This window comes from Microbacterium daqui (assembly GCF_050408675.1).
GTDB lineage: Bacteria > Actinomycetota > Actinomycetes > Actinomycetales > Microbacteriaceae > Microbacterium.
In genome coordinates this window covers 209,438-225,148 of record NZ_JBNTKF010000001.1, presented here as the reverse complement: position 1 = coordinate 225,148, position 15,711 = coordinate 209,438, and the positions used below count along the sequence as shown (strand labels likewise).

Annotated in this window: 15 protein-coding genes; all 15 read right to left on the bottom strand. The window is 63.2% G+C overall.

Annotated elements, in window-relative coordinates:
- Positions 1-74: 74 nt before the first annotated feature.
- On the bottom strand, positions 75-977 hold the full coding sequence (gene gmk, locus ACQUSY_RS01035; protein WP_428902661.1) for a guanylate kinase: 903 nt from the start codon (positions 975-977) through the stop codon (positions 75-77).
- Positions 970-1,824: an orotidine-5'-phosphate decarboxylase gene (gene pyrF / locus ACQUSY_RS01030; protein ID WP_428902660.1), complete on the bottom strand. Its 855-nt coding sequence runs from the start codon at positions 1,822-1,824 to the stop codon at positions 970-972. The genes gmk and pyrF overlap by 8 nt, the downstream gene beginning before the upstream one ends.
- Positions 1,821-5,111, bottom strand: a complete 3,291-nt coding sequence (gene carB, locus ACQUSY_RS01025; RefSeq protein WP_428902659.1) for a carbamoyl-phosphate synthase large subunit — start codon at positions 5,109-5,111, stop codon at positions 1,821-1,823. The genes pyrF and carB overlap by 4 nt, the downstream gene beginning before the upstream one ends.
- Positions 5,111-6,265 (bottom strand): glutamine-hydrolyzing carbamoyl-phosphate synthase small subunit, encoded by a 1,155-nt coding sequence (gene carA / locus ACQUSY_RS01020; protein ID WP_428902658.1) that lies wholly within the window; start codon positions 6,263-6,265, stop codon positions 5,111-5,113. Before carA ends, carB begins: the two co-directional genes overlap by 1 nt.
- A 4-nt stretch (positions 6,266-6,269) precedes the next feature.
- A complete protein-coding gene (locus tag ACQUSY_RS01015; protein ID WP_428902657.1) occupies positions 6,270-6,770 on the bottom strand; it encodes a PH-like domain-containing protein in 501 nt (166 codons plus the stop codon).
- Positions 6,767-8,068, bottom strand: coding sequence for a dihydroorotase (locus ACQUSY_RS01010; protein ID WP_428902656.1), 1,302 nt, complete (start codon positions 8,066-8,068; stop codon positions 6,767-6,769). The genes ACQUSY_RS01015 and ACQUSY_RS01010 overlap by 4 nt, the downstream gene beginning before the upstream one ends.
- Positions 8,065-9,033, bottom strand: coding sequence for an aspartate carbamoyltransferase catalytic subunit (locus ACQUSY_RS01005; RefSeq protein ID WP_428902655.1), 969 nt, complete (start codon positions 9,031-9,033; stop codon positions 8,065-8,067). The genes ACQUSY_RS01010 and ACQUSY_RS01005 overlap by 4 nt, the downstream gene beginning before the upstream one ends.
- On the bottom strand, positions 9,030-9,560 hold the full coding sequence (gene pyrR / locus ACQUSY_RS01000) for a bifunctional pyr operon transcriptional regulator/uracil phosphoribosyltransferase PyrR (protein ID WP_428902654.1): 531 nt from the start codon (positions 9,558-9,560) through the stop codon (positions 9,030-9,032). The genes ACQUSY_RS01005 and pyrR overlap by 4 nt, the downstream gene beginning before the upstream one ends.
- 116 nt (positions 9,561-9,676) lie before the next feature.
- Positions 9,677-11,263, bottom strand: coding sequence for a Rieske 2Fe-2S domain-containing protein (locus tag ACQUSY_RS00995; RefSeq protein WP_428902653.1), 1,587 nt, complete (start codon positions 11,261-11,263; stop codon positions 9,677-9,679).
- A 124-nt stretch (positions 11,264-11,387) separates the two neighbouring features.
- Entirely contained in the window at positions 11,388-11,798 is a 411-nt protein-coding gene (gene nusB / locus ACQUSY_RS00990; protein ID WP_428902652.1) for a transcription antitermination factor NusB, read from the bottom strand.
- Between the two features lies 1 nt (position 11,799).
- Positions 11,800-12,360, bottom strand: coding sequence for an elongation factor P (efp, locus tag ACQUSY_RS00985; RefSeq protein WP_428902651.1), 561 nt, complete (start codon positions 12,358-12,360; stop codon positions 11,800-11,802).
- Between the two features lie 88 nt (positions 12,361-12,448).
- Entirely contained in the window at positions 12,449-12,895 is a 447-nt protein-coding gene (gene aroQ, locus ACQUSY_RS00980; RefSeq protein ID WP_428902650.1) for a type II 3-dehydroquinate dehydratase, read from the bottom strand.
- A gap of 18 nt (positions 12,896-12,913) precedes the next feature.
- The gene (gene aroB / locus ACQUSY_RS00975) at positions 12,914-13,990 is read right to left on the bottom strand and encodes a 3-dehydroquinate synthase (RefSeq protein ID WP_428902649.1); all 1,077 of its coding nucleotides are present in this window, start codon (positions 13,988-13,990) and stop codon (positions 12,914-12,916) included.
- The gene (locus ACQUSY_RS00970; RefSeq protein WP_428902648.1) at positions 13,987-14,502 is read right to left on the bottom strand and encodes a shikimate kinase; all 516 of its coding nucleotides are present in this window, start codon (positions 14,500-14,502) and stop codon (positions 13,987-13,989) included. The genes aroB and ACQUSY_RS00970 overlap by 4 nt, the downstream gene beginning before the upstream one ends.
- A complete protein-coding gene (gene aroC, locus ACQUSY_RS00965) occupies positions 14,499-15,710 on the bottom strand; it encodes a chorismate synthase (RefSeq protein WP_428902647.1) in 1,212 nt (403 codons plus the stop codon). Before aroC ends, ACQUSY_RS00970 begins: the two co-directional genes overlap by 4 nt.
- Between the last annotated feature and the right edge of the window lies 1 nt (position 15,711).

The window sequence follows — 15,711 nt, the reverse complement described above, 5'->3', positions numbered from 1 at the left end:
GCAAGAGTTCAGTCTACGCCCTTTTGGTGGTAACTGTTTGCGGCCCGCGGCTTTTGCCGCGGGCCGCGTCACAATTACTCGGTGGTAGCGAGAGCAACGACCTCATCAGCGGCACGAGCGACCTCGTCGTTCACGACGCGGTGGTCGAACTCGTTCTGAGCCGCGAGCTCCACCTTCGCGGTGCGGAGGCGACGCGTGCGCTCTTCTTCCCCCTCGGTTCCGCGGCCCACCAGACGGTCGACCAATTCGTCCCACGACGGCGGAAGCAAGAACACGAGCGACGCGCTCGGCTCAGCCTTGCGCACCTGACGAGCGCCCTGCAGGTCAATCTCGAGCAGCACTGTCTTGCCCGCAGCAATCGCGTCAAAGATCGGCGTGCGCGGGGTGCCATAGCGGTACGAATTGTGCACCGTGGCGTATTCGAGCAATTCGCCGGCAGCGACCATGCGGTCGAACTCGGCGTCATCGACGAAGAAGTAGTGCTCCCCCTCGACCTCACCCGGGCGCGGCGCACGGGTCGTCGCCGATACCGACAGGTGAATTTCGGGGTGCGTTTCACGAATGTGTGCGGCGACGGTGCCCTTGCCAACGGCCGTCGGGCCGGCAAGCACGAGCAGGCGGCTGCGGTGCGGGCGAGCGCTGGGCTCGGGCAGGCGAGCATCCAGCCACTCGGCAATGTCGCGGCGCTGACGAGCACCGAGACCACCGAGACGCTTTACCGGGGAGATCGCCAGGTCAGCCAGAATACGATCACGTTTTCCCTCGCCAATGGCGGGGATCGCCGTCAAAAACTCCGTCACACGCAACGTTCCGGCAGCCGAACTCGGGTCGGCATAGGCACGTCGGGTTACTTGCTGCGGCGTCACAATGCGATGTGCGATGTCACGCTTCAGTGAAGCGCGGGCGCGGCGGGCGGCGACAGCCTTCTGGGAAGCGGCGATTCGATCGACCTCGGGGGGACGCTGAGCGTCAGCCACGGGTAACCTCCAGTTCGTGTTTGCGCGAGCGAATAGCGTTCTCGAGACCGGCGGGTCCGGCTCGGAGAATGCCTCGGCTTTCGCTCGCAATGACGGACGGTGCGTTTGCACCGAACAACTCCCCTAGTTCAGCCAACGCTGCACCCTGGGCGCCGAAGCCCGGGGCGAGAATTGGCGCGTGCGGCGTGAGCAGCTCGGGTAGGTCAAGCGCAGCCTGATCTACCGTTGCCCCGATCACGAATCCCATGGATCCCCATCCGTGACCGTCCGCGGTGGCGGCGTTAAACGACGACACCGATGAGATGACAGACGCGGCAACGGTTTCACCGCCGGCGTCGGTCGCGACCTTCGCGCGCTGCAGCTCCCCGGCTTCCGGGTTGCTGGTAGCGGCGAGCACGAAGAGTCCCTTCCCGTGCTCATGTGCGAAGGCCATTGTTTCGCGCAGCGATGTCGGCCCGAGGTACGGGCTCACCGTCAGCGCATCAGATTCCAGCGGTGACCCCGATGCCAGCCACGCTTGCGCGTAGCCGGCCATCGTGGTTCCGATGTCTCCTCGTTTTGCGTCGGCAATGACCAGGATCCCGGCGTCACGAGCGGCGCGAATGGTGTCTTCGAGGGCTGCGAATCCGGCGGATCCGAAGCGCTCGAAGAACGACACCTGCGGCTTAACGAAACCCACGGCGCCCGCGGATGCGTCAACGACCCGAAGGCCAAACTCACGCACACCCGCAGCCGAAACCGGCAGGTTCCACTCGTTCAAAAGGGATTCATGGGGGTCGATCCCGACACACAGCGCACCGTGCGTCAGAATCGCCTCACGAGTCTTCGTGCCAAACGCAATTGTCATGAAAGCGATGCCATCCGATCTTCGTGGTACTCCTGCAGGCTGCGAACCTGGAACGGCGAGCCCATGGCGTCCATTGCTGAAACAGCTGCACCGAGCACAGCCATCGTCGTGAACAGAGCCTTGTCAGCGGCAACGGCGGCGGCACGAATTTCGTAGCCATCCGCACGAGCTGCAACGCCACTCGGCGTGTTCACCACGATGTCAATGTCGCCGGCGTTGATCAGGTCGACAATGTTCGTCGCGCCCGACTCCACGGTCTCGCTGAACTTCTGCACGACGTCAACGGCGATGCCGTTGCGGGCGAGAACCTCTGCGGTGCCTTCCGTCGCGACGAGCTTATAGCCGAGTTGCTGGAGGCGGTGTGCGGGCAGGATCACGGCGCGCTTGTCGGAGTCTGCCACCGAGATGAAGACGGTGCCTTCGCGCGGGATTCCGCCGTAAGCGCCAGCCTGGCTCTTCGCAAACGCGGTCGGGAAGTCGCGGTCGATACCCATGACTTCACCGGTCGAGCGCATCTCCGGGCCGAGCACGGAATCCACCGTCTGGCCGTCCTTCGTGCGGAAGCGCTTGAACGGCAGCACGGCTTCCTTGACGGCAACCGGAGCATCCAGCGGCACGCGCGAACCGTCGTTCTGCGGAAGCAACCCTTCAGCCTTGAGCTCAGCGATCGTCGAGCCGGTCATGATGCGGCTGGCGGCCTTCGCCAGCGGGATTCCGAGAGCCTTGGAGACGAACGGAACCGTGCGGCTGGCACGCGGGTTGGCTTCAATCACGTAGAGAACGTCTGCCGAGATGGCGAACTGCACGTTCAGCAGGCCTCGCACGCCGACACCCTCAGCGATACCAAGCGTTGCCGTGCGAACGCGGTCGATGTCGCTGCGACCGAGTGACATCGGGGGCAGGGTGCAGGACGAGTCACCGGAGTGGATACCGGCTTCTTCGAGGTGCTCCATGACGCCACCGATGTACAGCTCGTGGCCGTCGTACAGGGCATCGACGTCAAGCTCGATCGCGTCGTCAAGGAAGCGGTCTACCAGCAGCGGGCGGCCCGCACCGATGATGGCCTGGCCATCCATGCGAACGAAGTAGTCGCGCAGTGACGCGGTGTCGTAGACGATTTCCATGCCGCGGCCACCGAGCACGAAGCTCGGGCGCACGAGCACCGGGTAACCGATTTCTTCAGCAATCGTCACAGCACCGTCAACATCGGTTGCCGTCCCGTGGCGCGGTGCGACGAGGTTGGCGTTGTCCAGGATCTTGCTGAACTGCGCACGCTCTTCAGCCGCGTCAATAGCTTCCGGGCTGGTTCCGAGAATCGTATAGCCAGCGTCCTGGATGCCCTGTGCGAGACCCAGCGGCGTCTGGCCACCGAGCTGGCAGACAACACCGAGAATCTCACCGGACTGCGATTCTGCGTGCAGAATCTCCAGCACGTCTTCGAGCGTCAGCGGCTCGAAGTACAGGCGGTCAGACGTGTCGTAGTCCGTCGAGACCGTCTCCGGGTTGCAGTTGACCATGATGGTCTCGTAGCCGGCGTCGGAGAGAGCGAACGATGCGTGCACGCACGAGTAGTCAAACTCGATGCCCTGACCGATGCGGTTCGGGCCGGAACCAATGATGACGACCTTCTGGCGCTCGCTCGGCGCGACCTCGGTCTCGGTGTCGTACGACGAGTAGTGGTACGGCGTGAGTGCTGGGAACTCGCCAGCGCACGTGTCAACCGTCTTATAGACGGGGCGCACGCCGAGGCCGTGACGAACGCCACGAATCTCTGCCTCCGTGCTTGCGCGCAGCTCAGCGATCTGAGCGTCGCTGAAGCCGTGGTCCTTCGCTACGCGGAAGACACGCTCGGTCAGCTCAGCCTCAGCGGCGATACCGGCGGCAACCTCGTTGATGAGGGCGATCTGGTCGAGGAACCACGGGTCGATGGCCGTGGCGTCGAATGCCTGCTCGATCGTGGCACCCTTGCGCATGGCCTGCTGCAGAGTGACGATGCGGCCGTCGGTCGGCGTCTTCGCGATGGCGAGGAGTTCGTCGACGGAGCGCTCTTCTGCACCCCAGTGGAATGAGGAGCCGCGCTTTTCGAGCGAACGGAGCGACTTCTGCAGTGCGGTCGTGAAGTTGCGGCCGATGGCCATCGCCTCACCAACAGACTTCATCGTGGTCGACAGCGTCGCGTCGGCGGCCGGGAACTTCTCGAACGCGAAGCGCGGCGCCTTCACGACGACGTAATCGAGGGTCGGCTCGAAGCTGGCCGGGGTGACCTCGGTGATGTCGTTGGGGATCTCATCGAGGCGGTAACCGATTGCGAGCTTGGCAGCGATCTTCGCGATCGGGAAGCCGGTGGCCTTCGATGCGAGCGCCGACGAGCGCGAGACACGCGGGTTCATCTCGATGACGATGACACGGCCGTTAGCCGGGTCAATAGCGAACTGAATGTTGCAGCCACCGGTGTCGACACCCACGGCGCGGATGATCTCGATACCGATGTTGCGGAGGTTCTGGTACTCGCGGTCGGTGAGCGTGAGGGCCGGTGCGACCGTGATCGAGTCACCCGTGTGGACGCCAACCGGGTCGACGTTCTCGATCGAGCAGACAACCACCGTGTTGTCGGTGGTGTCGCGCATCAGCTCGAGCTCGTATTCCTTCCAGCCGAGGATCGACTCTTCGAGGAGCACTTCGTTCGTGGGCGAGTCGTGCAGGCCCGCACCACCGATGAGGCGCAGGTCATCTTCGTTGTACGCAAAGCCCGAGCCGAGGCCACCCATGGTGAACGAGGGGCGCACGACGAGCGGGTAGCCCAGCTCTTCCGCGCCAGCGAGCAGTTCGTCCATCGTGTGGCAAATGACCGACTTCGCAACGTCGGCACCGCATTCGAGAACCAGGTCCTTGAAGATCTGGCGGTCTTCGCCCTTCTTGATGGCGTCAACCTTGGCGCCGATGAGCTCAACGCCGTACTTCTCCAGGATGCCCAGCTCGTCCAGCTGCATCGCCGCGTTGAGCGCTGTCTGCCCGCCGAGGGTCGGGAGGATGGCATCGGGCTTTTCCTTCGCGATGATCGTTTCGATGACCTCGGGGGTGATCGGCTCGATGTAGGTCGCGTCAGCGAAGTCGGGGTCGGTCATGATGGTGGCCGGGTTCGAGTTCACCAGGATGACGCGCACGCCCTCCTCGCGAAGCACACGGCACGCCTGGGTACCGGAGTAGTCAAACTCAGCAGCCTGACCGATGACGATCGGGCCGGAGCCGATCACCAGAACACTGTTGATATCGTCGCGCTTCGGCATTACTTCGAGTCCTTCTTGTCGTTGTGCGCGATGACCATGTCGCGGAAGCGGTCAAACAGGTAGTTGGCGTCGTGCGGGCCAGCGGCCGCTTCGGGGTGGTACTGCACCGAGAAGGCGGGAATGTCGAGCGCGCGCAGCCCCTCGACGACCTGGTCGTTGAGGCCAATGTGGCTGACCTCGACCTTGCCGTAGCCGTTGGGGCTGTCGAAGGCGCCGTCGATGGGTGCGTCCACTGCGAAGCCGTGGTTGTGTGCGGTGATTTCAACGCGACCGGTGGTTTTGTCGAGCACCGGCTGGTTGATGCCGCGGTGGCCGAAAGGCAGCTTGTAGGTGCCGAGGCCCAGAGCGCGGCCGAGTAGCTGGTTGCCGAAGCAGATACCGAAGAACGGGTAACCAGCGTCGAGCACGCTACGCAGCAGAGCAACGTGACCGTCTGACGCGGCGGGGTCGCCGGGGCCGTTCGAGTAGAAGACAGCGACCGGGTTGATCGCGGTGATCTCATCGATCGTCGACGTCTGCGGCATGACGTGCACGGTAAAGCCTCGCTGCGCGAGGTTGTTGACGGTTGCTTGCTTCACACCCAGGTCGATGACGGCCAGGTTTCCGATGCTTTCGCCGACGGCGGGAGTAATCTCCGTTGCCGGAACTGACACATCTGCCGAGAGGTTTTGCCCGGCCATGAGCGGTGCTTCGCGCACGATTCTCAACTGCTCGTCGTCAGAGATGTTTGCGGCGTCTCCGGAGAAGATTGCGCCGCGCATGCTGCCAGCGTCGCGGATGACGCGGGTGACTGCGCGGGTGTCGATGCCGCTGATGCCAACGATGCCGTCGCGCTCGAGAGCGTCGTCAAGCGACTCGTCGGCACGCCAGTTCGAGACAACGCGCGACGCGTCGCGCACGATGTAACCGGCAACCCAGATGCGTCGCGACTCTGGGTCTTCATCGTTCATACCGGTGTTGCCGATGTGCGGCGCAGTCTGCAGCACGATCTGGCCGGCGTAGCTCGGATCGGTGAGGGTCTCCTGGTAACCGGTCATACCGGTTGCGAAGACAACCTCACCAATGGTCGTACCGCGGGCACCGTAGGCGGCACCCGGGTAGCGGCTGCCATCCTCAAGGACGAGGACGGCGGGTTCAATCGAAAACAAAGACATTGCGTCAGATTCCTGTTGCAGTCGGAGTCGGAAGCACGCGCTCCAGCGCGGCCAAGAAAGCAGTGGGGTTGGATTCCTGCAGGCGCAGGTAGGAGTCGGCAATCGTCGTCTCATTGATTCGCCAGGAGACGAAGACCAGGCCGTCCTTTTCGACAACACGGTCAATCGTCCACGTGGCGCGGCCCGTGCCGAGCAGATTCGCCGCAGCGATTCCGATCGTGGGAGCGCCCGGCATAATCAGGTTGAGGCCTTCGGACGTGACCGTGGCGGTGACCTTTGAGCGGAAGGCGAGGTGCTTAACCGCGAGGCGGTTGAGCGGCTGCTCGTGCTCGGTCGTGGCGACGTAGAGCCCACTAAAGGAGCCGATAACGTCGCCACCGAGTTCGCCTGCCGGGGCTTGCAGACCGGCGTCGCGGCGGGATCGTCGTCGCCACCCCCACGCCATTCCGATGAGGATGAGCACGCCAACACCAATGGTGATGGCGATCGCGAGCTCGCGTGTCACTTGTTCACCCCAACGAGTTCACCGTCGGCCACCGTGAGGTAGCCGCGGTGGATCGTGAAGCGCACCTGGCCGGGCAGCTCGGTGTCGAGGTAGGGCGAGTTGACGCTGCGACCGCGGAGGTCACCGACCTGGAAGGTGCCGCGAACGGACGGGTCGTACAGCGTGATTTCTGCGGGCTGGCCGGCAGCGATCGGCGTGCCGTGGCCGGCCAGGCTACCGATGCGGGCGGGCGTTGCCGACATGACACGTGCCACGTCGTCCCAGCCGAGCATGCCGGTCTCGACCATCGAGGCGTGCACAACGCGCAACGCACTCTCCAGGCCCACCATGCCGTTCGCCGCAGCAGACCACTCGCACGTCTTGTTCTCCGACGGATGCGGCGCGTGATCCGTCGCAACGATGTCAATGGTTCCGTCGGCCAAGCCTTCGCGAACCGCCATGACGTCTTCGTGGCGACGAAGCGGCGGGTTGACCTTGTAGCGCGCGTCGTAGCCGCGAACGAGTTCGTCGGTCAGCAGCAGGTGGTGCGGCGTGACCTCGGCCGTGACGTTGATGCCGCGCTTCTTGGCCCAGCGGATGATGTCAACCGAACCTGCCGTCGACAGGTGGCACACGTGCAGGCGTGAACCGACGTGCTCGGCGAGCAAGACGTCGCGGGCGATGATCGACTCTTCAGCGACAGCGGGCCAGCCGGCGAGTCCGAGTTCTGCCGAGACGGCTCCCTCGTTCATCTGTGCGCCCTCAGTCAGGCGCGGATCTTGCGCGTGCTGTGCGATCACTCCGTTGAAGCTCTTGACGTACTCGAGTGCGCGACGCATGATCAGCGGGTCGAAGACGCAAAAGCCGTCGTCACTGAAGACGCGGACGTTTGCGCGCGAGGACGCCATCGCGCCCAGCTCAGCGAGGCGTTCACCCTTCTGGCCGACCGTGACGGCACCGATGGGCTGCACGGTGGCGTAGCCAGCAGCCTCGCCGAGGGCGAGCTCCTGCTCGACGACACCCGCGGTGTCAGCGACCGGTGACGTGTTCGGCATCGCGAAGACCGCGGTGAAGCCACCGGCTGCCGCCGCACGCGTACCGGTGAGAATTGTTTCTGATGCTTCGTAGCCGGGTTCGCGCAAGTGCGTGTGGAGGTCGACGAGGCCACGAAGTGCGACCAGGCCGTCAGCGTCAATGCGACGCGCATCCTTGTCAGTCAGGCCCGTACCAACCTCGACGATCGTGCCGTCTGCAATCAGAATGTCAGCGACCGCGCCGCCTTCGATCTGTGCTCCCGAGATGAGAATCCGTTCGCTCATCGGTCTTCCTCTCGTTGTTCGTTCGTACGCTCCCCTGCCAGCAGGAGATACAGCACGGCCATGCGCACGGCAACACCGTTCGCGACCTGTTCGAGCACCGTCGAGCGCTCAGAATCTGCAGCGGCGGAAGAAATTTCCAGACCGCGGTTCATGGGGCCGGGGTGCATAACCATCGTACCCTCTGGCAGAGCGTTCAAACGCTCAGGATCGAGACCCCAGAGGCGGGAATACTCCCGCTCAGTTGGGAAATACGCGGCATTCATGCGTTCCAGCTGGATTCGCAACATCATGAGCGCGTCGGGTGCGGCGGCAATTGCGGCGTCGAGCGAGTACTCGATCGTGACGGGCCAGTTGCGAACGTCTTGCGGAACCAGGGTGGGCGGAGCAACGAGCGTCACCTCTGCACCGAGGGTGCGCAGGAGCCACACATTCGACCGCGCAACGCGCGAGTGCAGAATATCGCCGACGATCGTGACTTTGGCCCCGGAGAGGTCTTTGCCGCGGCTCGCGGCGCCGTGCAGGCGCTTGCGGATCGTAAAGGCATCGAGCAGAGCCTGGGTGGGGTGTTCGTGCGTACCGTCACCAGCGTTGACGACACCAGCGGAGATCCAACCGCTGGTCGCCAGGGTGCGTGGCGCACCGGAAGCGCCATGGCGGATGACGACCGCGTCAGCTCCCATCGCCTGCAGCGTCTGCGCGGTGTCTTGCAGGCTTTCGCCCTTGGAAACGCTGGAACCCTTGGCTGCGAAGTTGATGACGTCGGCAGAAAGGCGCTTGGCTGCGGCTTCGAACGAAATGCGGGTGCGCGTCGAGTCTTCAAAGAAGAGGTTGACGACGGTCTTGCCGCGCAGCGTGGGAAGTTTCTTGATCTCGCGGGTTTGCGAGTCGACCATGTCTTCGGCCACGTCGAGGATGCGCAGCGCGTCATCCTTCGAGAGGAACTGAGTATCGAGCAGGTGCCTCATGATTCGATCGTCACCTCGTCAACGCCATCGGTTTCTACCAGTCGCACACGGACGCGCTCGTCGCGTGCGCTGGGAATGTTCTTGCCCACAAAGTCGGGGCGAATCGGCAGTTCGCGGTGGCCGCGGTCGATGAGTGCGGCGAGGCGCACGATCTGCGGACGACCCACATTGCCGAGGGCGTCGAGGGCCGCGCGAATGGAGCGGCCGGAAAAGAGCACATCGTCAACGAGGACCACGGTCTTGCCGTCGATTCCGCCGTCGGGAATGTGCGTGGGGCCGGGGCTCCGCACCGGCTGGCGGGCGAGGTCGTCACGGAACATCGTGACGTCGAGGGATCCGGTGGGAATCTCTTCGCCCGAGATGGTGGAAATCAGAGTACCGATGCGCTGGGCGAGGTTAACGCCGCGCGTGGGGATTCCTAACAGAACCAAGGAATCAGTGCCCTTATTGGACTCAATGATTTCGTGTGCGATACGGGTCAATGCCCGCGTGATATCGGCTTCCTGAAGCACTGTACGCGTGCTCATTCGGCTCCCTTCTCCGCCTCTCTGGACGGTGTTAAAGGTTGCTGATTGCCCCCAGTCTATCGCGGCTGGGCATGAAGAAAGGACCCACCCGGAGGTGAGTCCTTTCTGTCAGTGAGTTAGACGTTCGCTGGTGCGAGAGCGGCCTGCGAAATCTCGTCGCCGATCTTTGTCGCCCGAATCGGGTGCCCCTGTGTTGTCAGGCACTTACCGGTGTTGAGGTCCCACTTCCAGTCGTGCAGGGAGCACGTGAGCACACCGTCTTCGTCGATCTTTCCGGTCTTGGTCAGGTCGGCGCGCAGGTGCGGGCAGCGACGCTGAACGACCCAGTCGCCGACTTCGGCGTCTTCGGTCTGGTCGGTCTGCTCGGAGTACCAGTTCTCGGTGTACTCAATGCGGTCGCGCGAGAGACACTTCATGAACGTGTAGATGAACTCGTTGAACTTGCCCTGACGCGTGGTCTGGAACTGCATCGACAGGAAGATCGAGTTTGACCAGTCAATCTCGCCATCGCGGATGTTCGTTGAGACGAGGTCGGCGGGAATGCGGAACCAGAATTCGCAGTCCTCCCCCGCATATTCGCGGATCTTCGCCTTCGGGAAGTCCACCACCATATCGAGTTCGCCGATGGTGTAGCGGACCGGGCCCCCCACGCCGTTGCGCATGATGCGTGCGCGACGCATAAGTGGTTCCCACCACTCCTTCAACGCCGCCATCATCTCCGCAGGCTCAAGAACCTCGGCACGCGAGGCAATCTCGTCAGCGATCTCCTGCTGACGCGATGCCCGCTGCTCCTCCAGGTAAGCCCACTTGTCGGCGAAGATCCGGTCGATCTCCTCCTGGGAGAAGAAGGTCTGCTCCACCGTGATGTCAGAGCCCTGCAGCTCGATGACGGTGCCGGGGAAGAAGACGTGCCCGTTGTACTGCGGGGCTTCTTCCTTCATGCGGGTGATGAACTCAACCTGGTCGGTGAAGATACCGACTTTGCCGTTGCGCCCCAGACCGTTGTTGTCGATCAGGTCATCACGCAAGAACATCGGCGGACCAGCCATCGGGAAGACGTGCGGAGCGTCGACCTTCTCGATGTAGAACATCGCACGCTTGTGCTGCGCTTCGCGCTTCAGGTGCGCGAAGTTGTCTTTCGCCTCGCTGGGCAGGTCGTAAACCATCGGCCACCAAATAGCACCGGAGAACTGCGTGAAGTAAGCGTCGACCTTGCCGAACGACATCAGCGCGTCGAGGTCGAGCGGGTGCGAGTCGTTTTGGTTGAGAATCGACGCCGTACCGTCATCGACCGACAACGACGAGTCACCGATCGGGCCGTCAGACGGCGCGCGCAACGGCGTGATCATGAGACGCAGCGGGCCACGCTCAATGATTTCGCCAGCCTGCGTGTAGGTGATGTTGTTGAAGCCAAGCGCACGAATGTCTTGCTCGAGGTCGTCTGTCGGGTAGTCCGGCAGGAGAACTTCGATGTCTTTCGACACGTAGGTCTCGAGAAGCCACGGGTCGAAGTGATCGCGGTGGCGGTGGCTGATGTAGAGGAAGTCAGCCTCACGGCCGTACTTTTCCCAGTCAAGACCACGGTTGTCAGGGAATGGGAACCAAGACCCAAAGAACGCGGGCTTTACCCACGGGTCGGCGAGGATGTTGCCGCCGGCAGTTTCGATGAACATACCCGCGTGGCCGAGGCCGGTGATCCGCATTTTCTACCTCCTGTGTGGAACGTAATGAGTCTACGCGTGCCGCCCCGTCGAGAGCGGGAAGACAACCGTGACAAAACGCTGAGGCCCCGACCAGAGCCGGGGCCTCAGCGTTGAAGAGTTGTGCTTACGACGAGCGGGCGATGCGCGCGAGCACACCATGAACGAACGGGCCAGCCTCGTCAGACGAGTACTCCTTGGCCAGTTCGACGGCTTCGTCAATCGCAACGGCCGTGGGGATCTCCTCGTTGAAGAGAATCTCCCACACGCCGATACGCAACAGCGCACGGTCAACCACCGGCATGCGGTCGAGCTTCCAGTCACGACTGTGCGTCGTGATCTGTTCGTCGATCTCGCTCTGGTGATCGATGACGCCATCAACGATTTCGCGAGCGTAGAGCCACGAAGCCGCGCGAGCGGGTTCGGCAGCGGCGCGCGTTGCTTCAGCGGCCAGCGTTACGCCAATACCTTCGCCGCGTACGTCAGCCGAATACAGAATGTCGAGCGCGCGTTTGCGCGCCTTCGTGCGAGCGCTCAATTTACTTTTCGCGACCCAGGTATTCGCCGGTGCGCGTGTCAACCTTGATCTTGGTGCCGGTCTCCAGGAACAGCGGAACCTGAATCTCGTAACCGGTCTCCAACTTCGCGGGCTTCGTGCCAGCCGACGAGCGGTCGCCCTGCAGGCCAGGCTCGGTGTAAGTCACTTCGAGAATGACCGATGCCGGCAGGTCGAGGTACAGCGGGGTGCCGTTGTTGAGCGCGATGGTGACCATCTGGTTCTCGAGCATGAAGTTGGCGGCGTCGCCAACCGTGGCCGCCGGAACCGTGAGCTGGTCGTAGTCAGCGACGTCCATGAAGACGAAGCCGTCACCGTCGTTGTACAGGTACTGGAAGTCACGACGATCGACGTTCTCGATGTCGATCTTTGCACCAGCGTTGTACGTGCGGTCAACGGTCTTGCCCGAAACGACGTTCTTCAGCTTCGTACGAACAAACGCGCCACCCTTGCCGGGCTTCACGTGCTGGAACTCAGTGACGCTCCAGAGCTGTCCGTCGATCGAAAGGACGACACCGTTCTTGATGTCTGCGGTCGATGCCATAAGGAATGTATGTCCGTTCGTGAGGTTGGTGGACGAGTGCGTCCAGCCAAACAGTCTACGTTATTGCGCCTGAGCGCTGTCCGTACCGCTAGCGCGGTGCGATGTGCGCGATGAGTTCGCGTGTGGCGCGAGCATAGCCCGCGATTCCCTCACCGACGACGTGCACGGCGGCAACATCGGTGAGGTACGAGTGGTGGCGGAACGCCTCGCGCTGGTACACGTCAGAAATGTGCACCTCTGCGAATGGCAGGGAGACACCCGTCAGCGCATCGCGGAGGACGACCGATGTGTGCGTGAGCCCGCCGGGGTTGATCACGATGCCCACACATTCCGTGCGGGCCTCATGGATCGCGTCAATCAAGACGCCTTCGTGATTGCTCTGCACGGCACGCACGTCGAAGCCGCTCTCCGCAGCCACATCGCGAACCAGCGCTTCCACGTCAGCCAGCGTCGTGGTTCCGTACACCTCCGGCTCCCGAACGCCGAGAAGATTCAGGTTCGGTCCGTTGACGAGCAGGATGCTTCCGGCGCTCATGTGTCGCTCCCCCGCCGATTACTCGGCGATCTCCTGGTACGCCGCGAATAGCAACGATTCGTCGGGTGCCTGCATTACGGTCGGGCGACCGATGTCTTCCAGAACGATGAATCGCAACATGCCGCCGCGTGATTTCTTGTCGCGCTGCATTGTGGACAGCAACGCGTTCCACGCGCCGCCGCGGTAGGTCGTCGGCAGGCCGAGCGACTCAAAGATCGAACGGTGACGGTCAACGGCCTCGTCGCTCAAGCGCCCGGCGAGGCGCGACAGTTCGGCCGCGTACATCATGCCGATGGAGATCGCGGCACCGTGACGCCATTTGTAGCGCTCGGAGTGCTCGATCGCGTGGCCGAGCGTGTGCCCGTAGTTGAGGTACTCGCGCTTACCAGCTTCGCGGAAGTCTTCACTGACGATGTCGGCCTTCATCTGAATCGCGAGCTCAATCGTGCGACGGAATGGTGCCGACGTGACGTTGGTCGCGAGCTCCGGGTCTGCTTCGATGAGGTCAAGAATCTCGGGGTAGGCAATGAAGCCTGCCTTGATGACCTCAGCGTAGCCCGCGGTCACTTCGTTCTGTGACAGGGTCGACAGGTAGTTGAGGTCACAGATGACGGCGGTCGGCTCCCAGAACGCACCCACGAGGTTCTTACCCTCGTTGGTGTTGAGGCCGGTCTTGCCGCCGACAGCCGCGTCGACCATGCCGAGCACGGTGGTCGGAACCTGGACGACGGCAATACCGCGCAGCCACGTCGCTGCGACAAAGCCCGCAACGTCGGTCGTGGCGCCGCCGCCGAAACCGATGATCGCGTCAGAGCGGGTGAAGTCGCTCTGTCCGAGGATCTGCCAGCAGAACGCGGCGACCTCGATGCGCTTACCGGTCTCCGCGTCGGGAATTTCAGCGAGGAGAACTTCGCGCTCACCCGACAGTGCGACACGGAGCTTTTCGGCTTCGGCGCCCACGGTGGCGGTGTGCACGATGAGTACCTTTTTGGCTCCGGCAGGCAGCGCGTCGCCCAGCTGCGCGATGACGCCGTTGCCAACCGTAATGTCGTAGCCGGGGGTACTCGCTACCGAGATCGTGGTGATCTCACTCATCGTTCTTCCTCCTGAACCCACTCGGCAATCGCCGAAACAATATGTGCAATGTGGCCGCGCGACGTGTCAAACGTCTTGTCAGCCAACGATTCGTATACCGGCCAGCGCTCCGCACGGATGCGCTTCCACGTTTCGATCGGATCATCGTCGCTGGCGAGCAGCGGACGCCCTTCGCCATGCCCAATACGGCCGGCGATAACGACTTCCGAGACATCCAGCAGCACGACGAGATGGTCGCGCAACACTGCCTGTGTCTGCGTGTTGAGCACCGCCCCACCGCCGAGCGCAACAACGCCGCCGCCCTCGACAGAGCGAGCGACAACGTCGCGTTCGATTTCTCGGAAGTGCGCTTCGCCGTGTTCTTCGAAAATCTTAGGAATCGGCCCATTCTCACGCACGATCACGGTGTCGGTGTCGGTGAACGTGCGTGACAGTGCCTTGGCGAGCTTTCGTCCGATGCTGGACTTGCCGACGCCCATGGGCCCGATCAGAACGACCGCACGCGTGGTCATGCCAATGACGCGTCGCTGGCGTCTGCCGTCTTCAGCGTCTCGGGAATGTGCGCGAGGTAGCTGGCGATATTGCGCTGGGTCTCCCCCAGCGAGTCGCCACCAAACTTCTCCAGGATGACGTCGACAAGCGTGATCGCGACCATGGCCTCAGCAACGACGCCGGCAGCCGGAACCGCGCTGATGTCAGAACGCTGGTGGTGGGCCGTGGCTTCTTCACCCGTTGCTACATCAATCGTGCGCAGCGCGTGCGGAACCGTAGCGATCGGCTTCATACCGGCGCGAACACGCAGGAGTGTGCCGGTCGACATGCCACCCTCGATGCCGCCAGCGCGGTCAGAAGAGCGCGTGATGGTTCCGTCAGACAGGTGCAGTTCGTCGTGCGCGGCGGAACCACGGCGGCGGGTGGTTTCGAAGCCGTCGCCGACCTCCACTGCCTTAATGGCCTGAATGCTCATGAGAGCCTGCGCGAGCTTAGCGTCGAGGCGGCGGTCCCACTGCACGTGCGAACCGAGCCCCGGCGGGAGGCCGTAGGCGAGCACCTCGACGATGCCGCCGACGGTGTCGCCAGACTTGCGGGCGTCATCAACCTCAGCGATCATCGCCTCGCTCGTGGCCGCGTCAAAGCAGCGCAGCGGGTCAGCGTCAAGCGTGTCGACGTCGTCGGCGGTCGGCAACGGCATGTTGTCGGGCACCCGCACCGGGCCCATCGACAGCGTGTGGCTCACGAGCCGAATGCCGAGTTCGCTCAGGAAAGAGCGAGCGATGGCACCGAGCGCTACGCGTGCTGCGGTTTCGCGTGCACTCGCGCGCTCCAGAATGGGGCGCGCCTCATCGAAGTCGTACTTCTGCATACCGACGAGGTCAGCATGGCCCGGGCGCGGACGCGTCAGCGCCGCACCACGACCGCGCGACAGTTCGGTCGCTTCGACCGGCTCCGCGCTCATGACTTCGCGCCACTTGGGCCACTCCGTATTGCCAATACAGATCGCAATGGGGCTGCCGAGGCTGGAACCATGGCGCACGCCGCTGGAGATCGTCAGTTCGTCAGCTTCGAACTTCATCCGCGAGCCGCGGCCATGGCCGAGCTTGCGGCGCGCGAGGTCAGCGCGGATCGTGTCCATCGCGATGGGAACGCCAGACGGCAGACCCTCCATGATGGCAATGAGCTCGGGGCCGTGAGATTCACCTGCGGTCAGAACACGAAGCATT